Origin of the sequence: Streptomyces sp. NPDC048496, assembly GCF_043200055.1 — a bacterium.
Lineage (GTDB): Bacteria > Actinomycetota > Actinomycetes > Streptomycetales > Streptomycetaceae > Streptomyces.
Window position 1 is genome coordinate 1 of sequence record NZ_JBICXB010000011.1, and the last position, 21614, is coordinate 21614.

Sequence of the window (21614 nt, forward strand, 5' to 3'; positions counted from 1 at the left end):
TCCTGCATCGAACGCGGCACCCGCCGCGACGACACCCTCGCCAACGCCTACCGCGACTGGCTAACCGCCGCTTGACAGCCAATAGGAGCATCAACGGTGGGCGCGGTCGACTTCCCGCGCCCACCCCAGGGGCGACCGTGGGCCGCCGGCCGGTGACCTGTTCGACGGCGCGGAGGTGGTGAACCTCGCGTCTGGTGATCGCTCGCGGGACGAAAACTTCCCAGCCGCGCGGGTCTCCAGTATGGCGATGCGGCGAGAACCTCAAGTAATCATCAAATCCCCAGCTCGCCCGGATCCGCATTTGCGCAATTTGAGAAAAGATGCCTGAAATATGCCACTGTCAAATTCCTGCTGATCGCTATTTTTTAGAGATCGGCCGGTGTTACCGTAGCTCCGCGCTGGAGGTATGAAAAAAGCGGGTGACTTTCAGCTGTGCGCGTGCATTCTATTCCGGCTTCGGGGGGAATATTTTTGGTCGCCTTCCGCGTATGGGTCGGTCGGATTGTTTATGCGCATTGATTTACTGTTCGCTATTTGAATGCGGAGTCGCGCTGCAATCGCGACTCCGCATTTATTGCAACTCACGGACATCATGAATGGGAGAAGTGACGTGAATCGCACTTTCAGTATGATATCCCGGCCTGTGGCAGCAGCTCTCCTGGCCCTCGGTGCTGTGGCCGCGGCGAGCTCGACGGCTTCCGCAGACGAGCCTGCGCCGCCGACTCTCGAGAGCGCCGATGGTGATATCGGCGTGATGTCAATCCCGTGTGACGGCTATTCGGGTACGTGGTACACGGTCTCCAACGTGGCCAAGCCGAAGAAGGTCACCCACGCGACGCGGCACTACAACGGCACGTCGTCCGACATGTCGTCCAACTTCACCACCGGGCATCAGCTGACGCTCACGGCCGGCATCACCTACACTTCTGGCGCCACGGCTGAGGCCAGCGCGGTGATCGGTAAGTTGTCGGCGAGCGCGAGCCTGTCGCTCGCCGCCTCCGGATCCTCGACCTCCAGCTCGTCGGTCTCCGTTACCGCCACCGTCAAGCCGAAGAAGTACGTGGTCACGTACGCGGGACGCGTCCAGGTCACCGGCAACTGGACGAAGAGCTACTGCTCCAGCGGCAACGCCGGCGTTCTCGTCCAGGCCCAGGGCACCGGTAGATCGCACCATGTACAGGAAGTGGGGGCGGTCCAGTGCGATATCACGCAGCCGTCCGGCAGTTTGGCCGCTCTCGCCAAGAGCTCCTACTGCTGATGAAGCCCATTCCGGCCGCGGTGGCTGTTGCCGTGCTGACCCTGTTGGCAACCGGCTGCACGAAAGGCGGTGGCCCCAAGCCGTCCGACGGGACGGCCACCACGAGCGCGGCCGACGGGGCGCGCTGCGGCAGTGCCGCGGTCACCGCACCGCCGGTGGAGGGTCTGCCGCGCACCTGGACGTTCACAGCGGTTCGGAAGACGGATCCCCGGTGGGGAGGCGAAAAGAGCGACGTCGTGGTCGATAAACCTTTCGTCGCCACAGTGGAATGGGAATCCGATCGCGTCGATGAACCGGCCGCGCTGGCCGCTATTGAGGGCGAGTTGGACCTCAACGTGTCCGGAAGCAGCGATACCGTTTCGGAACTGGATCGTTTCCTGTCCGACGTCAAGGAAAAGAAGGCGTACGTTGGATATGCGGCGGTGGAAAGGGTAACGGTGCCCCTGTCTCTGAAATGTCATGACGGGATCACCGTCCACGGGAAACTCGCCACGTGGATCGACGCCGAAACCGGAGTAGTGGTCTGCGCTACGAAATACGGCAAGGGCGAAGCGCCCGCAGCCGCATTGAAAGCCCAGGCCGAGTTCTGTCGATGAGCTCCATCGCCAGGTCGGCGGCCCGCAGGCGTGCGGCCCGCCGGCCTGGCTGCGTGCTGTGATCGCAGAAGGCGTAGTGCTCGGCTGTCAGTGCTTCGGCCTCGGCCGTTGTCGTGGGCGGGCGCCCTACCGAGACGACGAGAGTGGCGAAGCCGAGCGCCATCACCCGTATGCCGAACCTGTCTTCCCAGGAACGCGGCACCGCGCAGAGCCGCTCCGCGTCCTCGTGAAGGGAGCGGGCTCGGGAGCGTCGCCATGACCGCGACTCCAGACGCGGCCACTGACAGCGGTGGGGCGCGGCCGGTGGCGCGGGCCTTGGACTACGGGTGTGCGTGAACGACGGCGAACGCGGTGCGTGCCGTGGTGCCGTCGGGCAGCGGCAAGTCTGTGGTGACGTGGCCGAGGGCCCCCTGCTCCTCGGTGTCCTGGCCGGGGTGGAGCAGGCGGTTGATGTGGATGGTCAGCCCGCGTCCGTCGGGTGCTGTCTCCACGACGAGATCCGTACCGCTCGGGTCGTCGGTCACGGTCGTGGAGGCGATCGCCGCCGTGGTCCCGGACTCCGCGAACCAACCGGTGACGGAAGGGTCGGGGGTGTCGCTCGTGCTCTGCATCTGCGGCTCGGCCTCGCCGACGATCAGCGCGAACAGTTGGGCGACGAGGACCGGGTCACGCGTTCCGTCGTACACCCACCGCTGCCCCAGCACCCCGTGCTCGGTGGTGCCGATGAGCGCTGCGTCGGGGCCCACGATCGGTGCGCCGCGATAGCTGAACGGCACCTGGTACGTGACCGGCTGGTCCCCCGACGTGTCGGTGACCGCCATGAACTCGATCCCCACCTCGCCCTTCGGGTCGTCCAGTCGGAATCCGCCGGCCTTCACCAGCTCGGGTTGTCCCTTGCCGCGGTACCAGGGCTGCTCTGGCGCCCACGCTGGAGCAGGCGATGCAGACCGTGCGGAGGAAGGCGTACGTGATCCTCGACGGCACCGTGCTGCCGATCGACCGCATCGCCGCCGACCAGCCGTACTACTCGGGGAAGAATAGGCACCACGGGATGAACGTGCAGGTCCTCGCGGATCCAGCCGGCCGTCTGATCTGGGCCTCGGACGCGCTACCCGGAGCCGTGCACGACCTGACCGCGGCCCGGACCCACGGCATTCCCGCCGCTCTGACCGCCGACGACATCAAGTGCTGGGCGGACAAGGCGTATCAGGGCGCAGGTCATGCTGTCCGCGTCCCGTTCCGGGGCAAGAACCTGCGCGGCTGGCGCCGCCGTCACAACCGCGATCACGCCAAGATCCGCAGCCTCGGCGAACGCGCCATCGCCACCCTCAAATGCTGGCGGCTCCTGCGGAAGCTCCGCTGCAGCACCACTCGGATCACCGCCGCCGTCCGTGCCGTCGTCGCCCTCGAACTCGCCACCTGATCAAGATGAAAAAGACTCACTGCCTTCTCACGAGTACAAGCACATGTCGAGGCCGCCCTCGGCAGGCTTCTGGTTCTGCTTCCGCTCGGCCGCGCTGCCCGTAATGGGCCTTCTCCGTCTTGCTCGTCTGTGCAAACCTGGGCGGACTGCGGGGAGGTGACCGACTGGACTCGGCAATATCCCTGGCACAACAGGAACTTTATCAAGCCCAACCGGCCCGACCGCGCGACTCCGGAATTCGCAAAGCCCTGTACGGAAAAAGCGAAGCCCCCTGCCATCGGCGTGTTGAGTGAGATCACCACACCAATGACGAGGGGCTTCGCCGCCTCACCACTCCTGACCGGCCCCATTTCACCCCTGCGATACAGGACAGAAGAGGTGCACTGAGGTGTTGCAGCACTCGCTGCAAACTCAAGTATCGCAGCGGGTCGTTTTAAGGAGTCGAAGGTCTACGTATTGTCACGTCGGGCATTTCGTTCGTCTTGCTGACGCTTCATGTATTTCCATGAAACCGCCGCAAGAGCGAGCGATACGCAGCCGATCGCTACGAGTGTCAATCGTGTGGTGAGTCCCTTGTTGGTGATGGCCCCTATGAATCCGGCCAATGTCCCGCCGCAGCCCAGGAAAAGCGATCGCCACCCAAGAAGCATTTCGCTCAAACCGGCCGCAGAGCCTTTAAGGAATGCGCCACCCTGTAGTGTCCGCTTATTTTCGCTCTTCTTCATCTCATCACATCAGCTAATCGGGGGCTCTTGGGCAGGCCGGTTGAATGGCCCAGGTTCGATGTACCGGACCGGGCCGCCTTTTGGGAGAAGGTAGTCCACGCCCCCCGCAAGCTGAAGAAGCCAACAACATCTCGCACGCCATCAGGGACTCCTGCGTTGTCGTTCATATCGAAGTGGACGTCGTCGTTAGACGAGTCGTCCTGGGGGCGATATCCATCGGACTCGTTCTTTTCGGCTTCCTCCCGTGCCGCTTCCGCCTTGACCTTTTGTTCCTGGCGGCGCTTCGACGGACGCGACGACATCGCCGTCTGGTACGACTACTCCGCAGGCAATGACAAGGTCTTTTCCTTCATCGCCAAGGCCGACGGCACCTTCAACGCCCCGTTCACTGCGTGGAGCCGCGACAGTGAGCCCTTTCCAACCTGGCGCTCTGGGCGTCCAGTTGTGAGGCTTCTCCGTTCGGCCCGGTGATCCACGCGCTCGGCCTCCCTCTCCGCATAATCGGTTCGGTCGGGAGCTCGGCTTTGCGCCCCGATGTGGTGGACGGTGGCTCGCCCCGAGAAAGCGACGTCCTACGACAGGTCCTTGCGCATCATGGTGCACATCGTTTCGTGGCGGCGCAGTGTCCCGTCGGGGGCCTGTTCGTCCCATGCGTCTGGCCGACGGTCGTAGGCACGGTAGCCCAACCTCTCGTAGAGGGCACGGGCACGTGGATTGTCCTCCTCCACACCCAGCTCCGCCTGACGCAGCCCTCGGTTCTTGACGCGCTGTTCCGCAGCCTCGATGAGAACAGTGCCCACGCCGCAGGACTGCAGTGCAGGGTGGACGGCGAGTTGCCACAGCGTGCCCACGCCGCCCTTGGCCCGGTAGTCGACACCGCCCATGGCGATCGGAATGTCGGCGCGGGCGCAGACAGCCAGATAGTCGACATCGCCGTGCCGCCTACGGTCAAACTGCGCGGCGACGACGTCGAGATGACGGGCGGAGCCTGCCCAGCCGCACGACGCCAGATCTGCGTGCACCAGGTCACGCACGGTCAGTCCCAACGCAACACTGATCACCTGGAGCACCTCCGACATGTCAGCATCCTCCCTCGTCCCGAATCGGTGCAACACAGATTCCCTCGCTCCGCACCGTCTCCTCGCCGGACTGCCCCCACGCTGGAACCATGGGCGGGACACGCGCACGAAAGGGGTCGGCATTCCATGAAGAACACGTCAGAGGGCGGCATCGCGGGCGAGGCTACCTTGCTCATTCCCGCCACGGAGGAGCACCTGTCGCTGCTGGCCAGGTGGTTCGCCGACCCCGAGTTCGTCCGCAGCTGGGGCGGACGGCCTCTCACCCGCGAGGAAGTGGCCGCCAAGTACACCGGAAGGCGGCGTCCCGCAGTGGTCTCGTTGCTGGTCCTCAAGGGCGTCGATTCCGTGGGTTACGCCCAGTACGTCACCGCCGGCCCTCACGAAGGCGGCATCGACATGGTGCTCCTGCCTCACGCGCAGGGCCAGGGCCGCGGCCCTGACGCCGCCCGCGCCCTCGTCCGGCACCTCCATACCGTCGTGGGATGGGACCGGGTGACCGTCGATCCCGAAGCGTCCAACCGCCGGGCCATCAGGGCGCGGAGCAAGGCAGGCTTTCGCCCGGTCGGCCCACGGGGAAGCCAGTTGCTGATGGAGTGCAGGTCTGCACACAACGGTCCGCCACGAGCGGCCCGGACAGATGCCCCTCTGAAGACAGACTGAGCCCTTATCCAACTTCAGTCGCTGGTTGTCGAGTTGGGCTGGCAACGGGGTGAAGCCCCTGATAGATGGGTTCCCGACCAAGAGAACCGACTCCACCAGAGGCTTCACATGCTTATCTACCCGTCCGGCGTCGACGTGTCCAGCTCCACCCTGCGCTTCCTCACACACCAGCTGCAACGGCACCGCCGCGCGATCGGCTCCCGGTGGCGGCGCCTGAGCGCGGGCCGCCAGGCCCTCCTAACACTCGCCACCTGCGTGTGGGACACACCTGCGCCCAGCTCGCTGCCGGCTTCGCCGTCGGGACCACGACCGCCTACCGCTATGTCGTCGAGGCCGTCGACCTCTTGGCCGACCTCGCCCCCACCCTGGCCGATGCCGCCCGCACCGCTTCGACGAAAGCCCGGCCTGGCAGCTGAGCTGCTCCAGGATCCGGTCGTGCGGCGCCGTAATCGCATTGCCCTCGACTGGGACAACGCCTGGCGCCTCGACACCGGTGGATCGGATCACCTGGACCGCGAGGTGATCGACGTCTCGGTCCGCTTTGCGGCGCGGATCCCTGTCCGGCCGGTGCGACTGATCGCTGAAGGTTGCGGTCTTTCGCGGGCCGAGGTCGAGAGACTGATCACGGAGGGGAAACTCGTTTCGGCAGTCCGGCTGAGCGGCAAGCTCTCCGGTGACTTCACCTTCACGCTCAAGCGCTGAGCACTCCTCGGGACCAGGGGCCTGTTCGGCAAGATCCGCCGGACAGGCCCTCATCGGTTTCTGTGGTGCTGTTGTCCACGCGCCTCGTGCATGACTGTCCGCTTGAGTGCCTGAACGTACGCGTTTCCCTGCCTGCGGGGGCGGGCAGGGGAACGCGTGTCCGCAGCCGGTTATGTAGCGGTCGGCACCGCCTCGCGTGCCGCTGGTGCCTGGGGCTGTCCCTCGACCTGTGTCCTGCCGAGCCGGCGCAGGCGTGTCGTGCAGACGATGCCGATCGCCGAGATCACCATCAGCATGACGGCCGGTGGCCAGTAGTGGCCGCCCGCGGCGGCCGCGAGGGAGACCGCGGCCAGTGGTGCGAGGCCGCCGAAGATCATGTTGCAGATCTGGTAGGAGAGGGAGATGCCGGTGTAGCGGACGTGCGTGGCGAAGCCCTCGACGAGGATCGACGCGATGGGTCCGTACAGCGCGGACATCACCAGGCGCATGGCCAGCATCATCAGCCAGATGAGGAAGGCGCTGCCGGTGCCCAGCACCATGAACTGTGGTACGGCGAGGACGATGACGCCCGCGAGGCCGGCGATCACGACCTTGTGCGGTCCGACCCGGTCGGCGAGCCAGGACAGCCAGGGCGTGACGAGGAGTTCCAGGAAGGCCGCCAGGGTGAGGCCGTTCAGCAGCATGGACTCCGACAGGTGGAGGTCCCCGGTGCCGTACGAGAGCAGGAAGCTGGTGACGACGTAGTAGCCGCCGGTCGCGGTGGCCAGCGCGAAGACGCCGATGAGGACCGTTCGCCAGGCCTTCTGGAAGACCTCCACGACGGGCAGCTTGGCCGCCCCTTCCTCCTTCGCGTCCTGTTCCTTGCGCACCTCCTCCATGACCGGGGACTCTTCCAGTTTGACCCGGACGATCAGGCCCACGATCACCAGCACGGCGGAGGCCAGGAACGGTACGCGCCAGCCCCAGCTCATGAACGCGTCGTGCCCGAAGAGGTTCATCAGGCTGAAGGCGCCGGTTGACAGCAACGCGCCGACTGAGGAGCCGAGTTGGGCGAACGAGCCGAAGAAGGCGGCCTTGCCGCGCGGGGCGTTCTCCACGGCGATCAGTACCGCGCCACCCCACTCACCGCCGATCGCGATGCCCTGGACCAGTCGCAGCACGATCAGCAGGATCGGTGCGAGTGCGCCGACCTGGGCGTACGTGGGCAGCAGGCCGATGGCGAAGGACGCGACGCCCATCATCACCAACGTGATGACCAGGGTCTTCTTGCGTCCGACGCGGTCGCCGATGTGCCCGAAGACGATGCCGCCGAGCGGGCGCAGCAGAAAGCCGATGGCGAAGGTCGCGAAGGCGGACAGGGTCCTGAGGTACGGCGACATGTCCGGCGGGAAGAACACGTCGTTGAAGACGATCGCCGCGGCGGTGGCGAACGCGTAGAAGTCGTACCACTCGATGGAGGTGCCTGCCAGTGCCGCGACGGCGGCTCTGTACGGGCTCTGCTTGGTGGCGGACCGCGCGGACGCGGATGGGGTTGGAGACTCGGATGGGGTTGGAGACTCGGATGGGGATGGGGACGGGGACACGGTGCCTCCGGGGGCGGGAGGGGCGGCGGAAGGGAGAGTGAGCGGGGGAGCGGGGGAGCGGTGGGGGAGCGGTAGGTCAGCGGCCGGGGGCGGACCAGGCGCGGGTGCCGCCGATCCAGGTTTCGCGTACGCCGATGGAGGCGAGTTCCGCCGGGTCGGTGGTGAGCGGGTCGTCGGCCAGGACGACGAAGTCGGCGAGCATGCCGGGGGCCAGGGCGCCGACGGCGTGTTCGCGGTGCAGGGCGCGGGCGGCCGCGGCGGTGTGCGCGTGCAGCCCGTCGGCGACGGGCATCCGCAGCGAGGCGTCGCCGAGAACGGTGCCGAGGACGGTGCGCCGGGTCGCGGCGGCGGAGACGGCCTCCAGCGGGGCGGGCGGCGCGACGGGGGCGTCCGAGCTGAAGACGACGGGGACGCCCGCGGTGAGGCAGGTGCCCGCCGGGTTGTAGCGGTGGCCGAGGTCGCCGACGGCGGTCAGGGTGCCGTCGCCGGTGCGCAGGTGGTGCTGGGGCTGCATCACCGGGATGACGCCCAGCCGGCCCATGCGGGCGATCTGTTCGTCGGTGGGCAGGCCCGAGTGCTCGATCCGGTGGCGCATGTCGGGGCGCTCCCGGTCGGCCTGTGCCTTCTCGATGGCGTCGAGGACCATACCGATGGCGTACGGGGACTGGGCGTGCGTCGCGGTCTGGAGTCCGGCGCGGTGGGCGCGGGCGACGATCTCGGCGTACTCCTCCGCCGAGTGGTACAGCTGCCCGTGGTGGCAGCAGTCGGCGGCGTACCCCTCGGGGAAGTACGCGGTCCAGCCGCCGAGCGTCCCGTCGGCGTAGAACTTGACGCCCTGGACGCGGAACAGGTCGTCGCCGAAGCCGTTCACCACGCCCAGGTCGAGTGCGGTGTCGAGAAGGGCGGAGGTGAGGTAGGCGGAGACGCGCATGCGCAGGGAGCCGTCGGCGCGGGCGCGCAGGTACGTCTCCATCTCGCGGCGGGACGCCTGGGCGTCGCCGACGGTGGTGACTCCGGCGGCGAGGAAGACATCCTGGGCGCGCTGGAGGTGGTCGGCCATGATGGCGTCGGGCTCGGAGAGGTGGAAGTTCGGGCCGTGGTTGCCGATCTTCACGCCGCCGGGGCCGGTGAGCAGGTCGCAGGCGGCGTCCCAGAGCTGGCCGTCGGGCTCGCCGGAGGTGAAGCGGCCGATGCTGCCGCCGTCGGGGTCGGGGGTGCCTGCGGTGACACCGCAGGTGCGCAGGGTGTGGGAGTTGACGACGCCGCCGTGGCCGGAGGCGTTCATCACGTAGACCTCGCGGTCGGTGGCGACGCGGTCCAGGTCGTGGCAGGTGGGGTGGCGGCGTTCGGCGAGCCGGCGGTGCTCGTAGCCGAAGCCGCGCACCGGGACCCCGGCGGGCAGTTCGCGGGCGGCGTCGGTGAGAACGGCGACGAGCGTCTCGATGTCGGGTACGCGTTCGGGGCGGCAGTCGACCCAGGCGAGTGCCTGCCCGTACATCACCGGGTGGCAGTGGGCGTCGACGAATCCGGGGTGGACGAGACCACCGTCGAGGTCGAGGACGTCGTCGGCGCGGCCGCCGAGCGCGGTGCGGGCGTCTTCGGCGGTGCCGACGTGGACGACCCGGCCGCCGCGGACGGCCAGCGCCTCGGCGCGTACGGAGGTGCCGGGCGCGGCGACGGCCGCGCCGGTCACCAGGAGCGTGCGGTCGGCGTCGTCGAGGGGGTGGTGCATGAGGGGGCCTGCTTTCGACCGGGGGACGTCCATGAGGAGCCGTACGTGCGGGGAGTCCGCAACGGCTGATTCGTTCGCATGGACGATATGCAGCGAACGATGCCTTGCCTAGACCCTTCATGCACAAATTTTTCGTAATGCAATGGCGGATGTGGCTTCCGTATCGTCCGGCGCGGCCGTAGGGGGAGGGGCTTCTCGTCAGGACGGGTGGGTGGTGAGGTCGTAGCGCTCCTTGATCAATTCCAGATGGATCCAGCTCTCCACCGCCCGTACGCCCGTACAGGCCCGCATGTCCTCCAGCGTGTCGCGCACCGCCGCGAGCGACTCCGCGCTGATCGTTCCGACGAGCTCCGCGCGCCCCACGCAGGCGGAGAGGAACGAGACCCGGTCCCAGGCCGCCAGGTGTCGGGCGACCGGGTCCCGTTCGCCGTCCAGCCGTACGGCGAACCCGCACAGGAAGCCCAGCCCCAGCAGCTCCGGGCGCACCAGTGCGAGCACTTTGGCGACGCCGCCGTCGAGGATGCGCAGCGTGCGGGCGCGGGCGGCGCCGGGTGAGAGGCCCACGCGCTCGGCGAGTTCCGCGAAGGGCAGCCGCCCGTCGCGCTCCAGCTCGTCCAGGATCAGCCGGTCCGTCTCGTCCAGTTCCGGCACCTCGGGCCGGCCTGCCAGCAGATACGGATCCTTGAGATGTTCCAGGGAGATCAGTGGATCCACCACGTCCACACCCTTCAGGGAGCGGATGGACTCCACGGCCCGGTCCAGCTCGGCCAGTCCCTTGGTGCGCAGCTCCGCCATGATGGCGCGGCTGCCCGCGGTGAGCGTGACGAACGGTGCCTGCGGCATGGCGGCGATCGCGCGGGCCACCGGCTCGGCCGGGCCGCTCACGCCGATCGACAGGTGGGCCGACGCGGTCAGCTCCCGTACGGCGGGATGCACGACGGCCACCACCCGCACACCACCACCCGCGAGCAGCCGCTGCACCCGGGCGCGGGTGGCGGGCCGGGAGAGGCCGACGCGCTGCGCCAGCGTCTCGTACGTCAGGCGGCCGTCCGTCTGCAGTTCGCGGACGACGGCCAGATCGGTGTGGTCCAGATCCACCTGAGCGGTTCCCCTCGGCTCGACAGCCCGGGGCGGGTGCGCCCGGGGCGGGGTCCATTCTCGACCACCGGGGTACGGGGGCCGGACCCGGACGGCGCGCACCGCTGACGATCGCATCGCCATCGCTGGACAATTCTGCCGGATGAAACGTAGGTTCTGCGCGAGCGTGGCGAACGAATCATCTTTGCGTGACGCTCTGAGGAACTTGAGGAGGATGGGATGAGCCGGCCCCTGGTGGTGTTCACGGACCCCGAGGAACTCGATGTCGGTCCGGGCGCACGACTGCTGACCGACGCGGGATTCGACACGCGCGTCGTCGGCAGCCGCGACCCGGACGCGATCGCCGCCGCCGCGCGTGACGCCGTCGCGCTGATCGTCGGCTACGCAAGCGTGGACGCCGCGCTGCTCGACCGCCTCCCCGGTGTCGGGATGCTGGCCACCATGTCCGCCGGGTACGACATGATCGACACGGCGCAGGCACGGCGACGCGGGCTGTGGGTGAGCAACCTTCCGCACGCCGCGACCGAGGACGTCGCCGTGCACGCGCTCGCCAGCGCGCTCAGCCTGGTGCGCGCGCTGCCCCAGGCCGACGCCACCGTGCGCGGCGGCGGCTGGAACACCGAATTCGCCGCGCTGCCGCGCCGGGCGGGGGAGCTGACGCTCGGACTGCTGGGATTCGGACGCATCGCGCGGGTCCTGGCCCGGATCGCGGCCCCCGTCTTCGGGCGCGTGGCCGCGTACGACCCGCACGCCGACGCAGCCGGGTGGCCCGACGGCGTCGAACGGCTCGGCCTGGACGAACTGGTCGCCGCCTCCGACGTGCTCTCCCTGCACACACCGCTGACCCCGCAGACTCGCGGCATGGTCGACGCGGCGCTGCTCGCCCGGATGCGGCCCGGGGCCTTTCTTGTGAACGTCGCCCGCGGCGAACTCGTCGACACAGCGGCCCTGCTGGCCGCCCTGGACAGCGGACGGCTCGGGGCGGCGGCGCTGGACGTGTTCCCGGTCGAACCCCCGCCGCTCGACGACCCGCTGCGCAGCCACCCGCGCATCCAGCTGTCCCCGCACAGTGCCTATCTGTCCGACGCGTCGCAGCGGGCGTACGTGTGCGCACCCGCCGAGAACGTCATTGCCTGGCACCGCACCGGGCGACCCCTCACCCCCGTGGTCGACCCGACCCTCGAAGGAGCCCCCTCATGACCGACGTGCAGACCGCCGACGCATCCGCCGACGCATCCGCCGACGCATCCGTCGACGAGGAGACGCGGCTGCGGCGCGAACTCGCCGCCGTATACCGGCTCGTGGCGCACTTCCGGATGACCGACCTGATCTTCACGCACATCTCGCTGCGGCTTCCGGGGCCCGATCACCACTTCCTCATCAACCCCTACGGTCTCCTCTTCGAGGAGATCACCGCCTCCAACCTGGTCAAGATCGATCTGGCGGGCAACCCGGTCGAGCCCACCCCGTATCCGGTAAACCCCGCGGGCTTCGTCATCCACAGCGCGATCCACGCTGCTCGCGAGGATGCCCACTGCGTGCTGCACACCCACACCAAGGCCGGCTGCGCCGTGGCCGCGCAGCGCGACGGGCTGCTGCCGCTCAACCAGATGTCGATGGAGTTCTACAACCGCGTCGGCTACCACGACTACGAGGGCGTCGCCCTCAACCTCGACGAGCAGAGGCGCCTGGTCGACGACATCGGCAGCCACCCGGCGCTGGTCCTGCGCAACCACGGTCTGCTGACGGTGGGAGAGAGCGCCGCCCAGGCATTCCTGCGCATGTACTACCTGGAGAAGGCGTGCGAGATCCAGGTCACCGCCCAGGCGGGCGGCGGACCGCTGATCGTCCCCTCCCCCGAGACCTGCGAGTACACCGCTCGTCAGCTCGCGGGCGAGGCGGACGCGGACTTCCAGGACGACGGGGCGTACGACCTGGCCTGGGCGGCGATGCTGCGCCTGTTGGACCGGGTGGCGCCGGACTACCGGGACTGATCCGGGGGCAGCGCCAGCGACGTGGCAGCCGGGGCCGCGGTGGCCGCTGCTGCCCGGATCGCCGTTGACGTCGGTCCGACACCTCTGTTCGTACGCACGCCTCCCCCTTCAGGCCTCGATCCGGGATTCTACGATCTACTGCCCTTGGGGGAAGTCGGGTTGGCGCTTGCTGCGCGAGGGGGGTCAGTAGGTGAGGGCGTCGGCCATGTCGCTCTGCCAGTAGGTGACGAAGCCGTTGCTGCCCCAGTACGTGTCGGCCGGGAGCGTCAGTTCTGCCGGGGAGCCCGTGGAGCCCGAGTCGCTCTTCGAGGTGAAGTACACCGTCAGGTGCGTGCTCTTGTTCAGGTCCTTGCCGTCGGACTCACCGAACAGCCCGATGGAGGCGTAGGCGGACTGACCCGGCTCAAGGGTGACCACGGCCTGCGGGATGCTGTCGCGAAGGACCGGGAAGGCGGCCTGGGCGTCGTCGAAGCGGAGCGCCGGCGCGTGGTACGCGTAGCAGGGGCGGTTGCCCGTGTTGGTCGCGGTGAGCAGCAGGTGGTTGATGGGGCGGCTCACCTTGCTGACGGTGACCTTGGTGTTCTCGCCGGTGCAGGTGACGGGGGAGCTGTTGCCGGTGCCCTTGTTGCCGGTGGCGCCGGTGTTGCTCTTCTGGCCGCCCGCGCCGGAGGTGGAGCCCTTGGAGTGGGCCGCCGTTTTCTCTGCAGGGGCGTTGGACGTGCTGTCGGTGTCCTTGGCGTCCTTGCCCGAGTCCGGCGCGGTGGCCGCCGGGGACTGCTGGTCGGCGGTGCTCCCTGCCGGAGCCGCCGCTCCCGCCTTGCCGTTGTCACCGCTGCCGTTGTCACCGCAGGCGGTGAGCGAAAGGGCGGCCAGGAGGGCGGTCGCGGCGAGGGCGGTGGTGCGGACGCGGTTGTTGCGCATGGTGGTGGTACTCCCCGTATGTGCTGGTGAGGTCGTTCAGTCAGTGATGGCAGATCAGGACCATGACGATCGTGGTCGACACGATCACTACGCCGATTGCCGCGGCATCGATCAGCTCGATGCGGACATGGGTTCGCACTGCGTCGTCCCGGTGGTCTCTGCGGTGTGGTCACAGACTGCGGGACGGCAAATTCCGGCCGCAACGCCGAATGGCCCATTGGGGAAGCTGGAATGCTTGCGCGTACTGTGACCTGGGCAGATTCCGCGTCCCTGGAACGGTGTTCCGGGACGAACCAGGAGGGGGAACGCCGCAGTGGCGACGCCGGAGGCCGGGGAATTCGCGGCTCTGCTGAAGGAACTGAAGAACCGTTCGGGGCACAGCTACGGGGTTCTCGCCGGAAGACTGCACGTCAGCACGTCGACGCTCCACCGGTACTGCAACGGTGACGCCGTGCCCAATGAGTACGCGCCGGTGGAGCGGCTGGGGCGGCTGTGTGGGGCGAGCCCCGACGAGCTGGTGGAGCTGCACCGGCGGTGGATCGTGGCCGATGCGGCGAGACGGCGCCCTGTTGCCGTTCCCGATTCCGTTCCGGTTCCGGCTCCTGCTCCCGTTTCTGATTCCGAGTCCGTTCCCGAGCCGGGAGCTGTGGCTGAGGCTGTGGCTTCGCCCGAGGACCGGGACGGAGGCGAGGACAAGGATGGCGACGCGCTCGCGCCCGAGGTCGTGACGGCCGGGGCGAGCCGGCCCCGGCGGTTCTGGTCCTCCCCGCGGGCGCGCGTCCTGCTCGCGGCCGTCGCCGTCGTCGCGCTCACCGTGCCCACCACGATCATCGTCAGCAATCTCTCGGGCACGGACAGCGGCAGCCTCAGCGATGCTCCCGCCGTGGACGGCGTACCCGCACTGCCCGACGACGAGAGCGCGCCCGCGTCGCCCGGCACGCCGGATCCGTCGGGCAAGCCTGCCAAGCCCGGCAAGTCCGGTGCAGCGACCGCCCCGTCCCTGGGGTCAGGTGCCGCCTCCGCCTCCGCGTCCACCGGGCACAGCGCGGGAGAGGGAGCAGGGCCGGGTGCGCAGACGGGCGGGGGCGTGCCCCTGAACGCCACCATCAGCTCTTACCACTGGGATGCGCCCTGCGGCCAGTACTACGTGCTGGACCAGAAACCGAACGAGGTGCCCCCGCCGCCCGCGCCGCAGGACACCCGTGGCTGGGCCAGGGCGCTCGGCGGGGTGGACGGCGGCAGCCTGCTGCTCGAACTCACCGTGCAGGGAAAGTCCGATCAGGCCGTCGTGCTCCAGGGGCTGCACGTGCGGACGCTGTCCCGCAAGGAACCGCTGGCGTGGTCGGCGTACTCGATGGGGGAAGGCTGCGGGAGCGGTATCACACCGCAGTCCTTCGATATCGACCTCGACGACAGTCGGCCGACCCTCACCCCGGTTGCGGGGCAGCAGGGGGACAAGCGGGTGCCGCCGAAGGACTTCCCGTTCCGGGTGTCCTCCACCGATGTGGAGGTGTTCGACCTCAATGCACACGTCGACGGGCACGACGTCAGCTGGTACCTGGAGCTGGAGTGGAGCAGCGGCGGCCGTGAGGGGACGCTGCGCATCGACGACGGCGGGAAGCCGTTTCGTACCAGCAGCATCAAGACGCGGCCGCAGTACCTGTACCGGCACGACACGGCCCAGTGGGTGACCAAGGAGTAACGGTCACGGCCACTGGGCCGGTGCCCGCGCGCGCGGACGGGGCTCGGAGGAGCTCGGGGGTCAGAGGCGCTCAGGGGTCCTGATGCCGAGCAGCTCCATGCCCTGGTGCAGGGTGCGGGCGGTGAGGTCCGAGAGGAAGAGGCGGTTCTCGGCCACATCGCCCGGAACCTCGGGCTTCAGCACCGGGCACTGGTCGTAGAACGTCGTGAAGAGCGACGACAGCTGGTAGAGATACGAGGCCAGCTTGTGCGGCTCGTACGCGGCGGCGACCTCGGCCACGACCTCGCCGAACAGGTCCAGGTGCAGGCCCAGCGCGCGCTCGGCCGGGGCCAGCTCCAGCTCCGGGTGCGGCTGGGACTTCAGCTCGCCCGCCTTGCGCTTGATGGAGCGGGACCGGGCGTGCGCGTACTGGATGTACACGCTCGTGTCGCCGGTCAGCGACACCATCTGGTCCAGGTCGAACTTGTAGTCGCGGGCGGCCGACGTCGACAGGTCCGCGTACTTCACCGCGCCGATACCGACCTGCGTGGCGCGCTCGGTGATCTCCTCGTCGGTGAGGTCCTTCGCCTTTTCGCGCACGACGGTGGACGCCCGGTCGATCGCCTCGTCCAGCAGGTCCTGCAGCCGGACCGTCTCGCCCTCACGGGTCTTGAACGGCTTGCCGTCCTTGCCGAGCACCGTGCCGAAGGCGAGCTGCACGGCCTTGACGTCCTCGTTCAGCCAGCCTGCCCGGCGGGCCGTCTCGAAGACCATCTTGAAGTGGAGCGACTGCCGCGCGTCCACGACGTACAGCAGGGTGCTCGCCTTGAGGTTCTGGACCCGGTCACGGATCGCGGAGAGGTCGGTCGCCGCGTAGCCGTAGCCGCCGTTCGTCTTCTTGACGATCAGCGGGACCGGGTTGCCGTCCGGGCCCTTCACGTCGTCGAAGAACACGCACAGCGCACCCTCGGAGCGGACGGCGACGCCCGTCTCCTCCAGGATCCGGCAGGTCTCCTCGAGCATGTCGTTGTAGCCGGACTCGCCGACGATGTCGGGGTCGCGGATCTCCATGTCGAGCTTGTTGAAGACCGAGTAGAAGTAGATCTTCGACTCGTCGACGAACCGCTGCCAGAGCGTGACCGTCTCCTCGTCACCGGCCTGGAGCGCCACCACCCGGTCCCGGGAGCGGGCCTTGAACTCCTCGTCGGAGTCGAAGAGCGCCCGCGACGCCTTGTAGAGCCGGTTGAGGGAGGACATGGCGGCCTCGCCGTCCGCCTCGTCGGCGCCCTTGTGGTCCAGCTCGTGCGGGTGCTCGATCAGGTACTGGATGAGCATGCCGAACTGAGTGCCCCAGTCGCCGATGTGGTGCCGCCGGACCACGGTCTCGCCCGTGAACTCCAGGATCTGCACCATCGCGTCACCGATCACCGCGGAGCGGAGGTGCCCGACGTGCATCTCCTTCGCCACGTTCGGCTGCGCGTAGTCGACGACCGTCGTGCCGGCGTTCTGCGCGTACGGCACACCGAGCCGGCCCTCGTCGTCCGCGGCGCGCGCGGCGAGGGTCTCGATGATGGCCTTGTCGCTGAGCGTGATGTTCAGGAAGCCGGGGCCGGAGACCTCGATCTCCTTGATCAGGTCGCCCGCCGGGATCGCGGCCGTCACCTGGGACGCCAGCTCGCGCGGGTTGCCCTTCAGCTTCTTGGCGAGGGCCAGGATCCCGTTGGCCTGGAAGTCGGCCCGGTCGCTTCGGCGCAGCAGCGGGTCCGCGGTGCCGGCATCCGGCAGTGCTGCCGTCAGGGCGTCCGCGAGCTGCTGCTGGAGCGTGGAAGCGAGGGAATTGACCGAGGCCATGGGATGGCTGCCGTTTCCGTAGGGGTACAAGGGATCACGCCCAGTATCCCACGCACTGTAAAGCCGTTTTCGCGCTGCCGGGTGGACCTGGGAGAATGGGCAGTGCCCTTACGAGCCCTACCAGAGAGAAGGACGTGCCGACCGTGGCTCAGAGTCAGAGCAGCACCGAGGCCGACTGGGTCTCCCGCTTCGCGGACGATGTCATCGCCGAATCGGAGCGTCGTGCGCCTGGCAAACCGGTCGTCGTCGCGTCCGGTCTTTCCCCGTCGGGCCCGATCCACCTCGGCAACCTCCGCGAGGTCATGACCCCGCACCTGGTCGCGGACGAGATCCGCCGCCGCGGGCACGAGGTCCGCCACCTGATCTCGTGGGACGACTACGACCGGTACCGGAAGGTCCCGGCCGGCGTCCCCGGCGTGGACGAGTCGTGGGCCGAGCACATCGGCAAGCCGCTGACGTCCGTGCCCGCACCGGCCGGGTCCGCGCACCCGAACTGGGCGGAGCACTTCAAGGCCGCGATGACGGCTGCGCTGGACGAGCTGGGCGTCGAGTACGACGGCATCAGCCAGACGGAGCAGTACATGGCGGGGACGTACCGCGCGCAGATCCTGCACGCGATGAGGCACCGCGCCGACATCGACGCGGTCCTCGACCGGTACCGCACGAAGAAGGACCCGGCGGCAGGTGCCAAGGGCGGCAAGAAGCCGCAGCAGCAGAAGAAGGTCGACGAGGCCGAGCTGGAGGCCGAGGCGGGTTCCGGCGCGGCGAGCGAGGACGACGGCAGTGGCGGCTCGGCCGGCTACTTCCCGTACAAGCCCTACTGCGGCAACTGCGAGAAGGACCTGACCACGGTCACGTCGTACGACGACGACACGACCGAGATGAACTACACCTGCACCGCCTGCGGCTTCGCCGAGACCGTCCGGCTCAACGAGTTCAACCGCGGCAAGCTGGTCTGGAAGGTCGACTGGCCGATGCGGTGGGCATACGAAGGAGTGATCTTCGAGCCCAGCGGCGTGGACCACTCCTCGCCCGGTTCGTCGTTCGTCGTCGGCGGCCAGATCGTCCGCGAGGTCTTCGACGGTGTGCAGCCGATCGGCCCGATGTACGCCTTCGTCGGCATCTCCGGCATGGCGAAGATGTCCTCCAGCAAGGGCGGCGTACCGACCCCGGCCGACGCGCTGAAGATCATGGAGGCACCGCTGCTGCGCTGGCTGTACGCGCGCCGCAAGCCCAACCAGTCCTTCAAGATCGCCTTCGACCAGGAGATCCAGCGGCTGTACGACGAGTGGGACTCACTGGCGCGCAAGGTCGCCGACGGCTCCGTGCTGCCCGCCGACGCCGCCGCGTACGCGCGTGCCATCGGCACGGCCGCCGGTGAGCTGCCGGGCACGCCGCGCCCGCTGCCGTACCGCACGCTCGCGTCCGTCGTCGACATCACCGCCGGCCACGACGAGCAGACGCTGCGCATCCTGAGCGAGCTGGACCCGGAGAACCCGATCGGCTCGCTCGACGAGGCGCGGCCGCGCCTCGACCGCGCGGAGAACTGGATCACCAACCAGGTCCCCGCCGACGCCCGCACCGTCGTCCGCAGCGAGCCGGACAAGGAACTGCTCGGCTCGCTGGACGACCAGGGGCGCCGGTCGCTGCGGCTGCTCCTGGACGGGCTGGACACGCACTGGTCGCTGGACGGGCTCACGACGCTCGTCTACGGGGTGCCGAAGGTCCTCGCGGGGCTGGGGCCGGACGCCAAGCCGACCCCCGAGCTGAAGGCCGCGCAGCGGTCGTTCTTCGTGCTGCTGTACGAGCTCCTGGTCGGCCGTGACACCGGTCCGCGGCTGCCCACGCTGCTGCTGGCCGTCGGCGCGGACCGGGTGCGGAAGCTGCTGGGCGCGTAGGAGCCGGTCATACGGAGGGCCGTCACCCGGTGATGCGGGTGACGGCCCTTTGTTCTGCCGGTCCCGGTCCGTTCGCGTGCGGCGGACGGACTCGGGGCGGTTACGCGATGTGGTCTTCCATCAGCTCACTGTTGAGACGGGCGGTGAACTGGTCCATGTACTGGTTCAGCTCGCGAGACTGGAGACGCAGCCCGTACGCGGCCTCGACGTTCGAGGCGAAGGCGCCGGGCGTGGGCATGCCCTCGCCGTCTATCGAGTACCGGAACACCTGGTACAGATCCTCGTCCGACGGTGCCTTCGGTGCGCCTTCGCCCAGCGGCCGCGTGCCGCCCGCGCCGTTCGGCACCTGGACGTGCGGCTCCGGTGCCTGCTCCTGGACCGGCTCAGGCACTGGCTCCGGAGCCGGCTTGGGCTCGGCCGCGCGGGGCTGCGGCACCGGGATCTGCTGGGGCTGCCCGTTGTAGAAGGACTGCAGCTCCTGCGGAGGCGCGTACGTGGGGGGCTCATAGTTCGGGTCGTAACTGCCCTGGTACTGCACGCCCTGCGGGGTGGCAAACCACTGGCTCGGCCCCTCCTCGGCCGCCGTGGCGGGCGTCATCGCCTGGACGGCCCTGGACTCCAGTTCCGGCGGCGCGGGCTGAGGCGGCAGCAGTTGCGGTTCGATGCCCGCCGCGGCCAGCCCGGCCGGGCCGGTGTCGGCCAGCGGGACACCGAACTTCGCCAGCCGCAGCGGCATCAGGGACTCGACCGGCGCCTTGCGGCGCCAGTTGCGGCCGAAGCGGGCCTGGAGGCGTGCCTGGTAGATCAGCCGGTCCTGTTCGAGCTTGATGACCTGCTCGTACGAACGCAGCTCCCAGAGCTTCATCCGGCGCCACAGCTTGAACGTCGGGACCGGGGAGAGCAGCCAGCGGGTGAGGCGGACACCCTCCATGTGCTTGTCGGCCGTGAGGTCGGCGATCCGGCCGACCGCGTGCCGGGCGGCCTCGACGGCGACCACGAAGAGCACCGGGATCACCGCGTGCATGCCGACGCCCAGCGGATCGGGCCAGGCCGCGGCGCCGTTGAAGGCGATCGTCGCGGCGGTCAGCAGCCAGGCCGTCTGGCGCAGCAGCGGGAAAGGGATCCGCATCCAGGTCAGCAGCAGGTCCAGCGCCAGCAGTACGCAGATGCCCGCGTCGATGCCGATCGGGAAGACCAGGGCGAAGTTCCCGAAGCCCTTCTGTTCCGCAAGTGCGCGCACCGCGGCGTACGAGCCCGCGAAGCCGATCGCGGCGATGACTGCCGCGCCGGCGACGACGACCCCGATGAGTATCCGGTGCGTGCGTGTCAGCTGCATCGCGGCCACCCGCGATCCCCTCCCTGTGTTCCCGACTTCGACTCCTGGCGGGCACAGCCTGGCACATGCGTGTGGGGTGCGGTGCGCGGGGAGGGGCGAAGCCCGGCTCTCGGGGGAGGGCCGGGCTTCGTAAAACTGCTTCTGCGCAGGGTTGTTGGGGTACCTGCCGTGGGCCTCGCGGGAATGCCCGGCGGGCGGGTGGTGCGGTGTTACGACGTGTGCGCCGCGGACTTTGCCGACTTGGGGGACGCCCCGGACTTCGCGGACGCCGCGGACTTCGTCGCCGTCGGAGACTTCAACGTGCTCGCGGACGGGCTCGACTTCTTCACGTTGGCATCGGCGACCGCCGCGACGACCTCCTTGGCGGCCTTCTCGGCGCCCTTCAGGATGTCGTCGCCGGACGGCGTCTTCGCGCCCGCGTAACCCGCGCCGTTGTAGGTCAGGGTGATGACGACGTTCCCCGTACGGGCCACAAGCGTCGCGTACTTGAAGTCCTCTTTTGTCTTGGTGAGGTCGTACGTGACCATGGTGGCCTGGTCGCCGATACCGCTGACGGGGGCTTCGACGAGCTTCTTGGCGCCCTCGGTCGCCTTGGTCTTGGCGACCTGGTTCGCGAGGTCCTCCTGGGCGCGCTTGGCGCCGCTGCCGAGCGCCTGGTCCGATTCGAAGCGGGTGAAGCCGACGTCGAGCCAGCGGTACTGCGAACCCTTGACGCCGTTGTCGTCGAGGCCGTTCCAGGAACAGCCGGCGCGCGCCGAGGTGTCGCTGGACCGGGCCGGCGAACCGGCCTTGCTCTTGGCCTTGGGCACCAGCGAGGTGATCGTCTTCGCGGAGATCGCGTGGCACGGGTCGGGCAGCTCGGCGAACTTCGCCGGCTCGACCGTCGCCTCCGTCTTCTGTGCGCTCGGAGCGGAGGCCGAGGGCGAGTCCGACTCCTTCTTGCTGCCGGAGTCCGACGAGCAGCCGGCGACGACGAGCATCACCGGAACGGCGGCGCAGGCGAGTATGCGGGTGAGTCGCGGGGCTGATCGGTGCATGGTTCCTTCGCTCGGGTGGCGCGACGGGCGGGTGGCATGG

General features: G+C 68.7%; 17 protein-coding genes and 4 pseudogenes. 10 read left to right on the forward strand and 11 right to left on the reverse strand.

Going from position 1 to position 21614, the window contains the following annotated elements; translation table 11 throughout:
• Window positions 1–805: 805 nt before the first annotated feature.
• The gene (locus tag ACGFSA_RS13795; protein WP_393303765.1) at window positions 806–1258 is read left to right on the forward strand and encodes a hypothetical protein; all 453 of its coding nucleotides are present in this window, start codon (window positions 806–808) and stop codon (window positions 1256–1258) included.
• Complete coding sequence (locus tag ACGFSA_RS13800; RefSeq protein WP_393303766.1) at window positions 1258–1854, forward strand: hypothetical protein; 597 nt, start codon at window positions 1258–1260, stop codon at window positions 1852–1854. Before ACGFSA_RS13795 ends, ACGFSA_RS13800 begins: the two co-directional genes overlap by 1 nt.
• Here the strand turns inward: ACGFSA_RS13800 and ACGFSA_RS13805 are convergent.
• Both ACGFSA_RS13805 and ACGFSA_RS13810 read right to left on the reverse strand, forming a co-directional pair.
• Window positions 1787–2083, reverse strand: a pseudogene (locus ACGFSA_RS13805) (DUF4253 domain-containing protein); the annotation flags it as partial. The gene ACGFSA_RS13800 and the pseudogene ACGFSA_RS13805 overlap by 68 nt on opposite strands.
• A gap of 91 nt (window positions 2084–2174) precedes the next feature.
• Entirely contained in the window at window positions 2175–2732 is a 558-nt protein-coding gene (locus tag ACGFSA_RS13810; RefSeq protein WP_393303768.1) for a 1,4-alpha-glucan branching protein, read from the reverse strand.
• Between the two features lie 32 nt (window positions 2733–2764).
• On the opposite strand from ACGFSA_RS13810, the pseudogene ACGFSA_RS13815 reads away from it, so the two are divergent.
• Window positions 2765–3277, forward strand: a pseudogene (locus tag ACGFSA_RS13815) (transposase family protein); the annotation flags it as partial.
• A gap of 449 nt (window positions 3278–3726) precedes the next feature.
• Here ACGFSA_RS13815 and ACGFSA_RS13820 read toward each other — a convergent pair.
• Window positions 3727–4002: a hypothetical protein gene (locus tag ACGFSA_RS13820; protein ID WP_393303770.1), complete on the reverse strand. Its 276-nt coding sequence runs from the start codon at window positions 4000–4002 to the stop codon at window positions 3727–3729.
• Window positions 4003–4574: 572 nt separating this feature from the next.
• Window positions 4575–5081: a GNAT family N-acetyltransferase gene (locus tag ACGFSA_RS13825; RefSeq protein WP_393303772.1), complete on the reverse strand. Its 507-nt coding sequence runs from the start codon at window positions 5079–5081 to the stop codon at window positions 4575–4577.
• A 126-nt stretch (window positions 5082–5207) separates the two neighbouring features.
• On the opposite strand from ACGFSA_RS13825, the gene ACGFSA_RS13830 reads away from it, so the two are divergent.
• The 3 genes and pseudogenes from ACGFSA_RS13830 to ACGFSA_RS13840 all read left to right on the forward strand — a co-directional run.
• Window positions 5208–5741 (forward strand): GNAT family N-acetyltransferase, encoded by a 534-nt coding sequence (locus ACGFSA_RS13830; RefSeq protein WP_393303774.1) that lies wholly within the window; start codon window positions 5208–5210, stop codon window positions 5739–5741.
• Between the two features lie 108 nt (window positions 5742–5849).
• Window positions 5850–6142: pseudogene (locus ACGFSA_RS13835) on the forward strand (transposase family protein); the annotation flags it as partial.
• Window positions 6141–6443 (forward strand): annotated as a pseudogene (locus ACGFSA_RS13840) (DUF1062 domain-containing protein); the annotation flags it as partial. The pseudogenes ACGFSA_RS13835 and ACGFSA_RS13840, both read left to right, overlap by 2 nt.
• A gap of 170 nt (window positions 6444–6613) precedes the next feature.
• Here the strand turns inward: ACGFSA_RS13840 and ACGFSA_RS13845 are convergent.
• From ACGFSA_RS13845 to ACGFSA_RS13855, 3 genes are all read right to left on the reverse strand, one after another.
• Window positions 6614–8026: an MFS transporter gene (locus ACGFSA_RS13845; protein ID WP_393303776.1), complete on the reverse strand. Its 1413-nt coding sequence runs from the start codon at window positions 8024–8026 to the stop codon at window positions 6614–6616.
• 76 nt (window positions 8027–8102) lie between these two features.
• Window positions 8103–9758: an amidohydrolase gene (locus ACGFSA_RS13850; protein WP_393303778.1), complete on the reverse strand. Its 1656-nt coding sequence runs from the start codon at window positions 9756–9758 to the stop codon at window positions 8103–8105.
• A 198-nt stretch (window positions 9759–9956) separates the two neighbouring features.
• On the reverse strand, window positions 9957–10856 hold the full coding sequence (locus ACGFSA_RS13855) for an Lrp/AsnC family transcriptional regulator (RefSeq protein ID WP_393303780.1): 900 nt from the start codon (window positions 10854–10856) through the stop codon (window positions 9957–9959).
• A gap of 219 nt (window positions 10857–11075) precedes the next feature.
• On the opposite strand from ACGFSA_RS13855, the gene ACGFSA_RS13860 reads away from it, so the two are divergent.
• Together ACGFSA_RS13860 and ACGFSA_RS13865 are read left to right on the forward strand one after the other, a co-directional pair.
• Complete coding sequence (locus ACGFSA_RS13860; RefSeq protein ID WP_393303782.1) at window positions 11076–12056, forward strand: C-terminal binding protein; 981 nt, start codon at window positions 11076–11078, stop codon at window positions 12054–12056.
• Window positions 12053–12850 carry a class II aldolase/adducin family protein gene (locus ACGFSA_RS13865; RefSeq protein WP_393303784.1) on the forward strand — a complete coding sequence of 266 codons (798 nt, stop codon included), beginning with the start codon at window positions 12053–12055 and terminating at the stop codon, window positions 12848–12850. The genes ACGFSA_RS13860 and ACGFSA_RS13865 overlap by 4 nt, the downstream gene beginning before the upstream one ends.
• 183 nt (window positions 12851–13033) lie before the next feature.
• On the opposite strand, the gene ACGFSA_RS13870 is transcribed toward ACGFSA_RS13865, so the two are convergent.
• Window positions 13034–13771, reverse strand: coding sequence for a DUF4232 domain-containing protein (locus tag ACGFSA_RS13870; RefSeq protein WP_393303786.1), 738 nt, complete (start codon window positions 13769–13771; stop codon window positions 13034–13036).
• A gap of 313 nt (window positions 13772–14084) precedes the next feature.
• Here ACGFSA_RS13870 and ACGFSA_RS13875 point away from each other — a divergent pair, with 313 nt between their 5' ends.
• Window positions 14085–15473 carry a helix-turn-helix domain-containing protein gene (locus ACGFSA_RS13875; RefSeq protein ID WP_393303787.1) on the forward strand — a complete coding sequence of 463 codons (1389 nt, stop codon included), beginning with the start codon at window positions 14085–14087 and terminating at the stop codon, window positions 15471–15473.
• A 60-nt stretch (window positions 15474–15533) separates the two neighbouring features.
• Here ACGFSA_RS13875 and argS read toward each other — a convergent pair whose 3' ends face one another.
• Window positions 15534–17303 carry an arginine--tRNA ligase gene (argS, locus tag ACGFSA_RS13880; protein WP_393303789.1) on the reverse strand — a complete coding sequence of 590 codons (1770 nt, stop codon included), beginning with the start codon at window positions 17301–17303 and terminating at the stop codon, window positions 15534–15536.
• A gap of 134 nt (window positions 17304–17437) precedes the next feature.
• Between argS and lysS the strand changes: the two genes are divergently transcribed.
• A complete protein-coding gene (gene lysS / locus ACGFSA_RS13885; protein ID WP_393303791.1) occupies window positions 17438–19201 on the forward strand; it encodes a lysine--tRNA ligase in 1764 nt (587 codons plus the stop codon).
• A gap of 100 nt (window positions 19202–19301) precedes the next feature.
• Here lysS and ACGFSA_RS13890 read toward each other — a convergent pair whose 3' ends face one another.
• Window positions 19302–20537 (reverse strand): DUF2637 domain-containing protein, encoded by a 1236-nt coding sequence (locus tag ACGFSA_RS13890; RefSeq protein ID WP_393303793.1) that lies wholly within the window; start codon window positions 20535–20537, stop codon window positions 19302–19304.
• 209 nt (window positions 20538–20746) lie between these two features.
• A complete protein-coding gene (locus ACGFSA_RS13895; protein ID WP_393303795.1) occupies window positions 20747–21574 on the reverse strand; it encodes a DUF3558 family protein in 828 nt (275 codons plus the stop codon).
• Between the last annotated feature and the right edge of the window lie 40 nt (window positions 21575–21614).

Excerpts from the sequence above, each read along its gene's own strand:
- ACGFSA_RS13800 (WP_393303766.1), top strand. The coding sequence starts at position 1,258 with ATGAAGCCCATTCCGGCCGCGGTGGCTGTTGCCGTGCTGACCCTGTTG.
- ACGFSA_RS13820 (WP_393303770.1), bottom strand. The coding sequence starts at position 4,002 with ATGAAGAAGAGCGAAAATAAGCGGACACTACAGGGTGGCGCATTCCTT.
- ACGFSA_RS13825 (WP_393303772.1), bottom strand. The coding sequence starts at position 5,081 with ATGTCGGAGGTGCTCCAGGTGATCAGTGTTGCGTTGGGACTGACCGTG.
- ACGFSA_RS13830 (WP_393303774.1), top strand. The coding sequence starts at position 5,208 with ATGAAGAACACGTCAGAGGGCGGCATCGCGGGCGAGGCTACCTTGCTC.
- ACGFSA_RS13850 (WP_393303778.1), bottom strand. The coding sequence starts at position 9,758 with ATGCACCACCCCCTCGACGACGCCGACCGCACGCTCCTGGTGACCGGC.
- ACGFSA_RS13860 (WP_393303782.1), top strand. The coding sequence starts at position 11,076 with ATGAGCCGGCCCCTGGTGGTGTTCACGGACCCCGAGGAACTCGATGTC.
- ACGFSA_RS13865 (WP_393303784.1), top strand. The coding sequence starts at position 12,053 with ATGACCGACGTGCAGACCGCCGACGCATCCGCCGACGCATCCGCCGAC.
- ACGFSA_RS13870 (WP_393303786.1), bottom strand. The coding sequence starts at position 13,771 with ATGCGCAACAACCGCGTCCGCACCACCGCCCTCGCCGCGACCGCCCTC.
- argS (WP_393303789.1), bottom strand. The coding sequence starts at position 17,303 with ATGGCCTCGGTCAATTCCCTCGCTTCCACGCTCCAGCAGCAGCTCGCG.
- ACGFSA_RS13890 (WP_393303793.1), bottom strand. The coding sequence starts at position 20,537 with ATGCAGCTGACACGCACGCACCGGATACTCATCGGGGTCGTCGTCGCC.
- ACGFSA_RS13895 (WP_393303795.1), bottom strand. The coding sequence starts at position 21,574 with ATGCACCGATCAGCCCCGCGACTCACCCGCATACTCGCCTGCGCCGCC.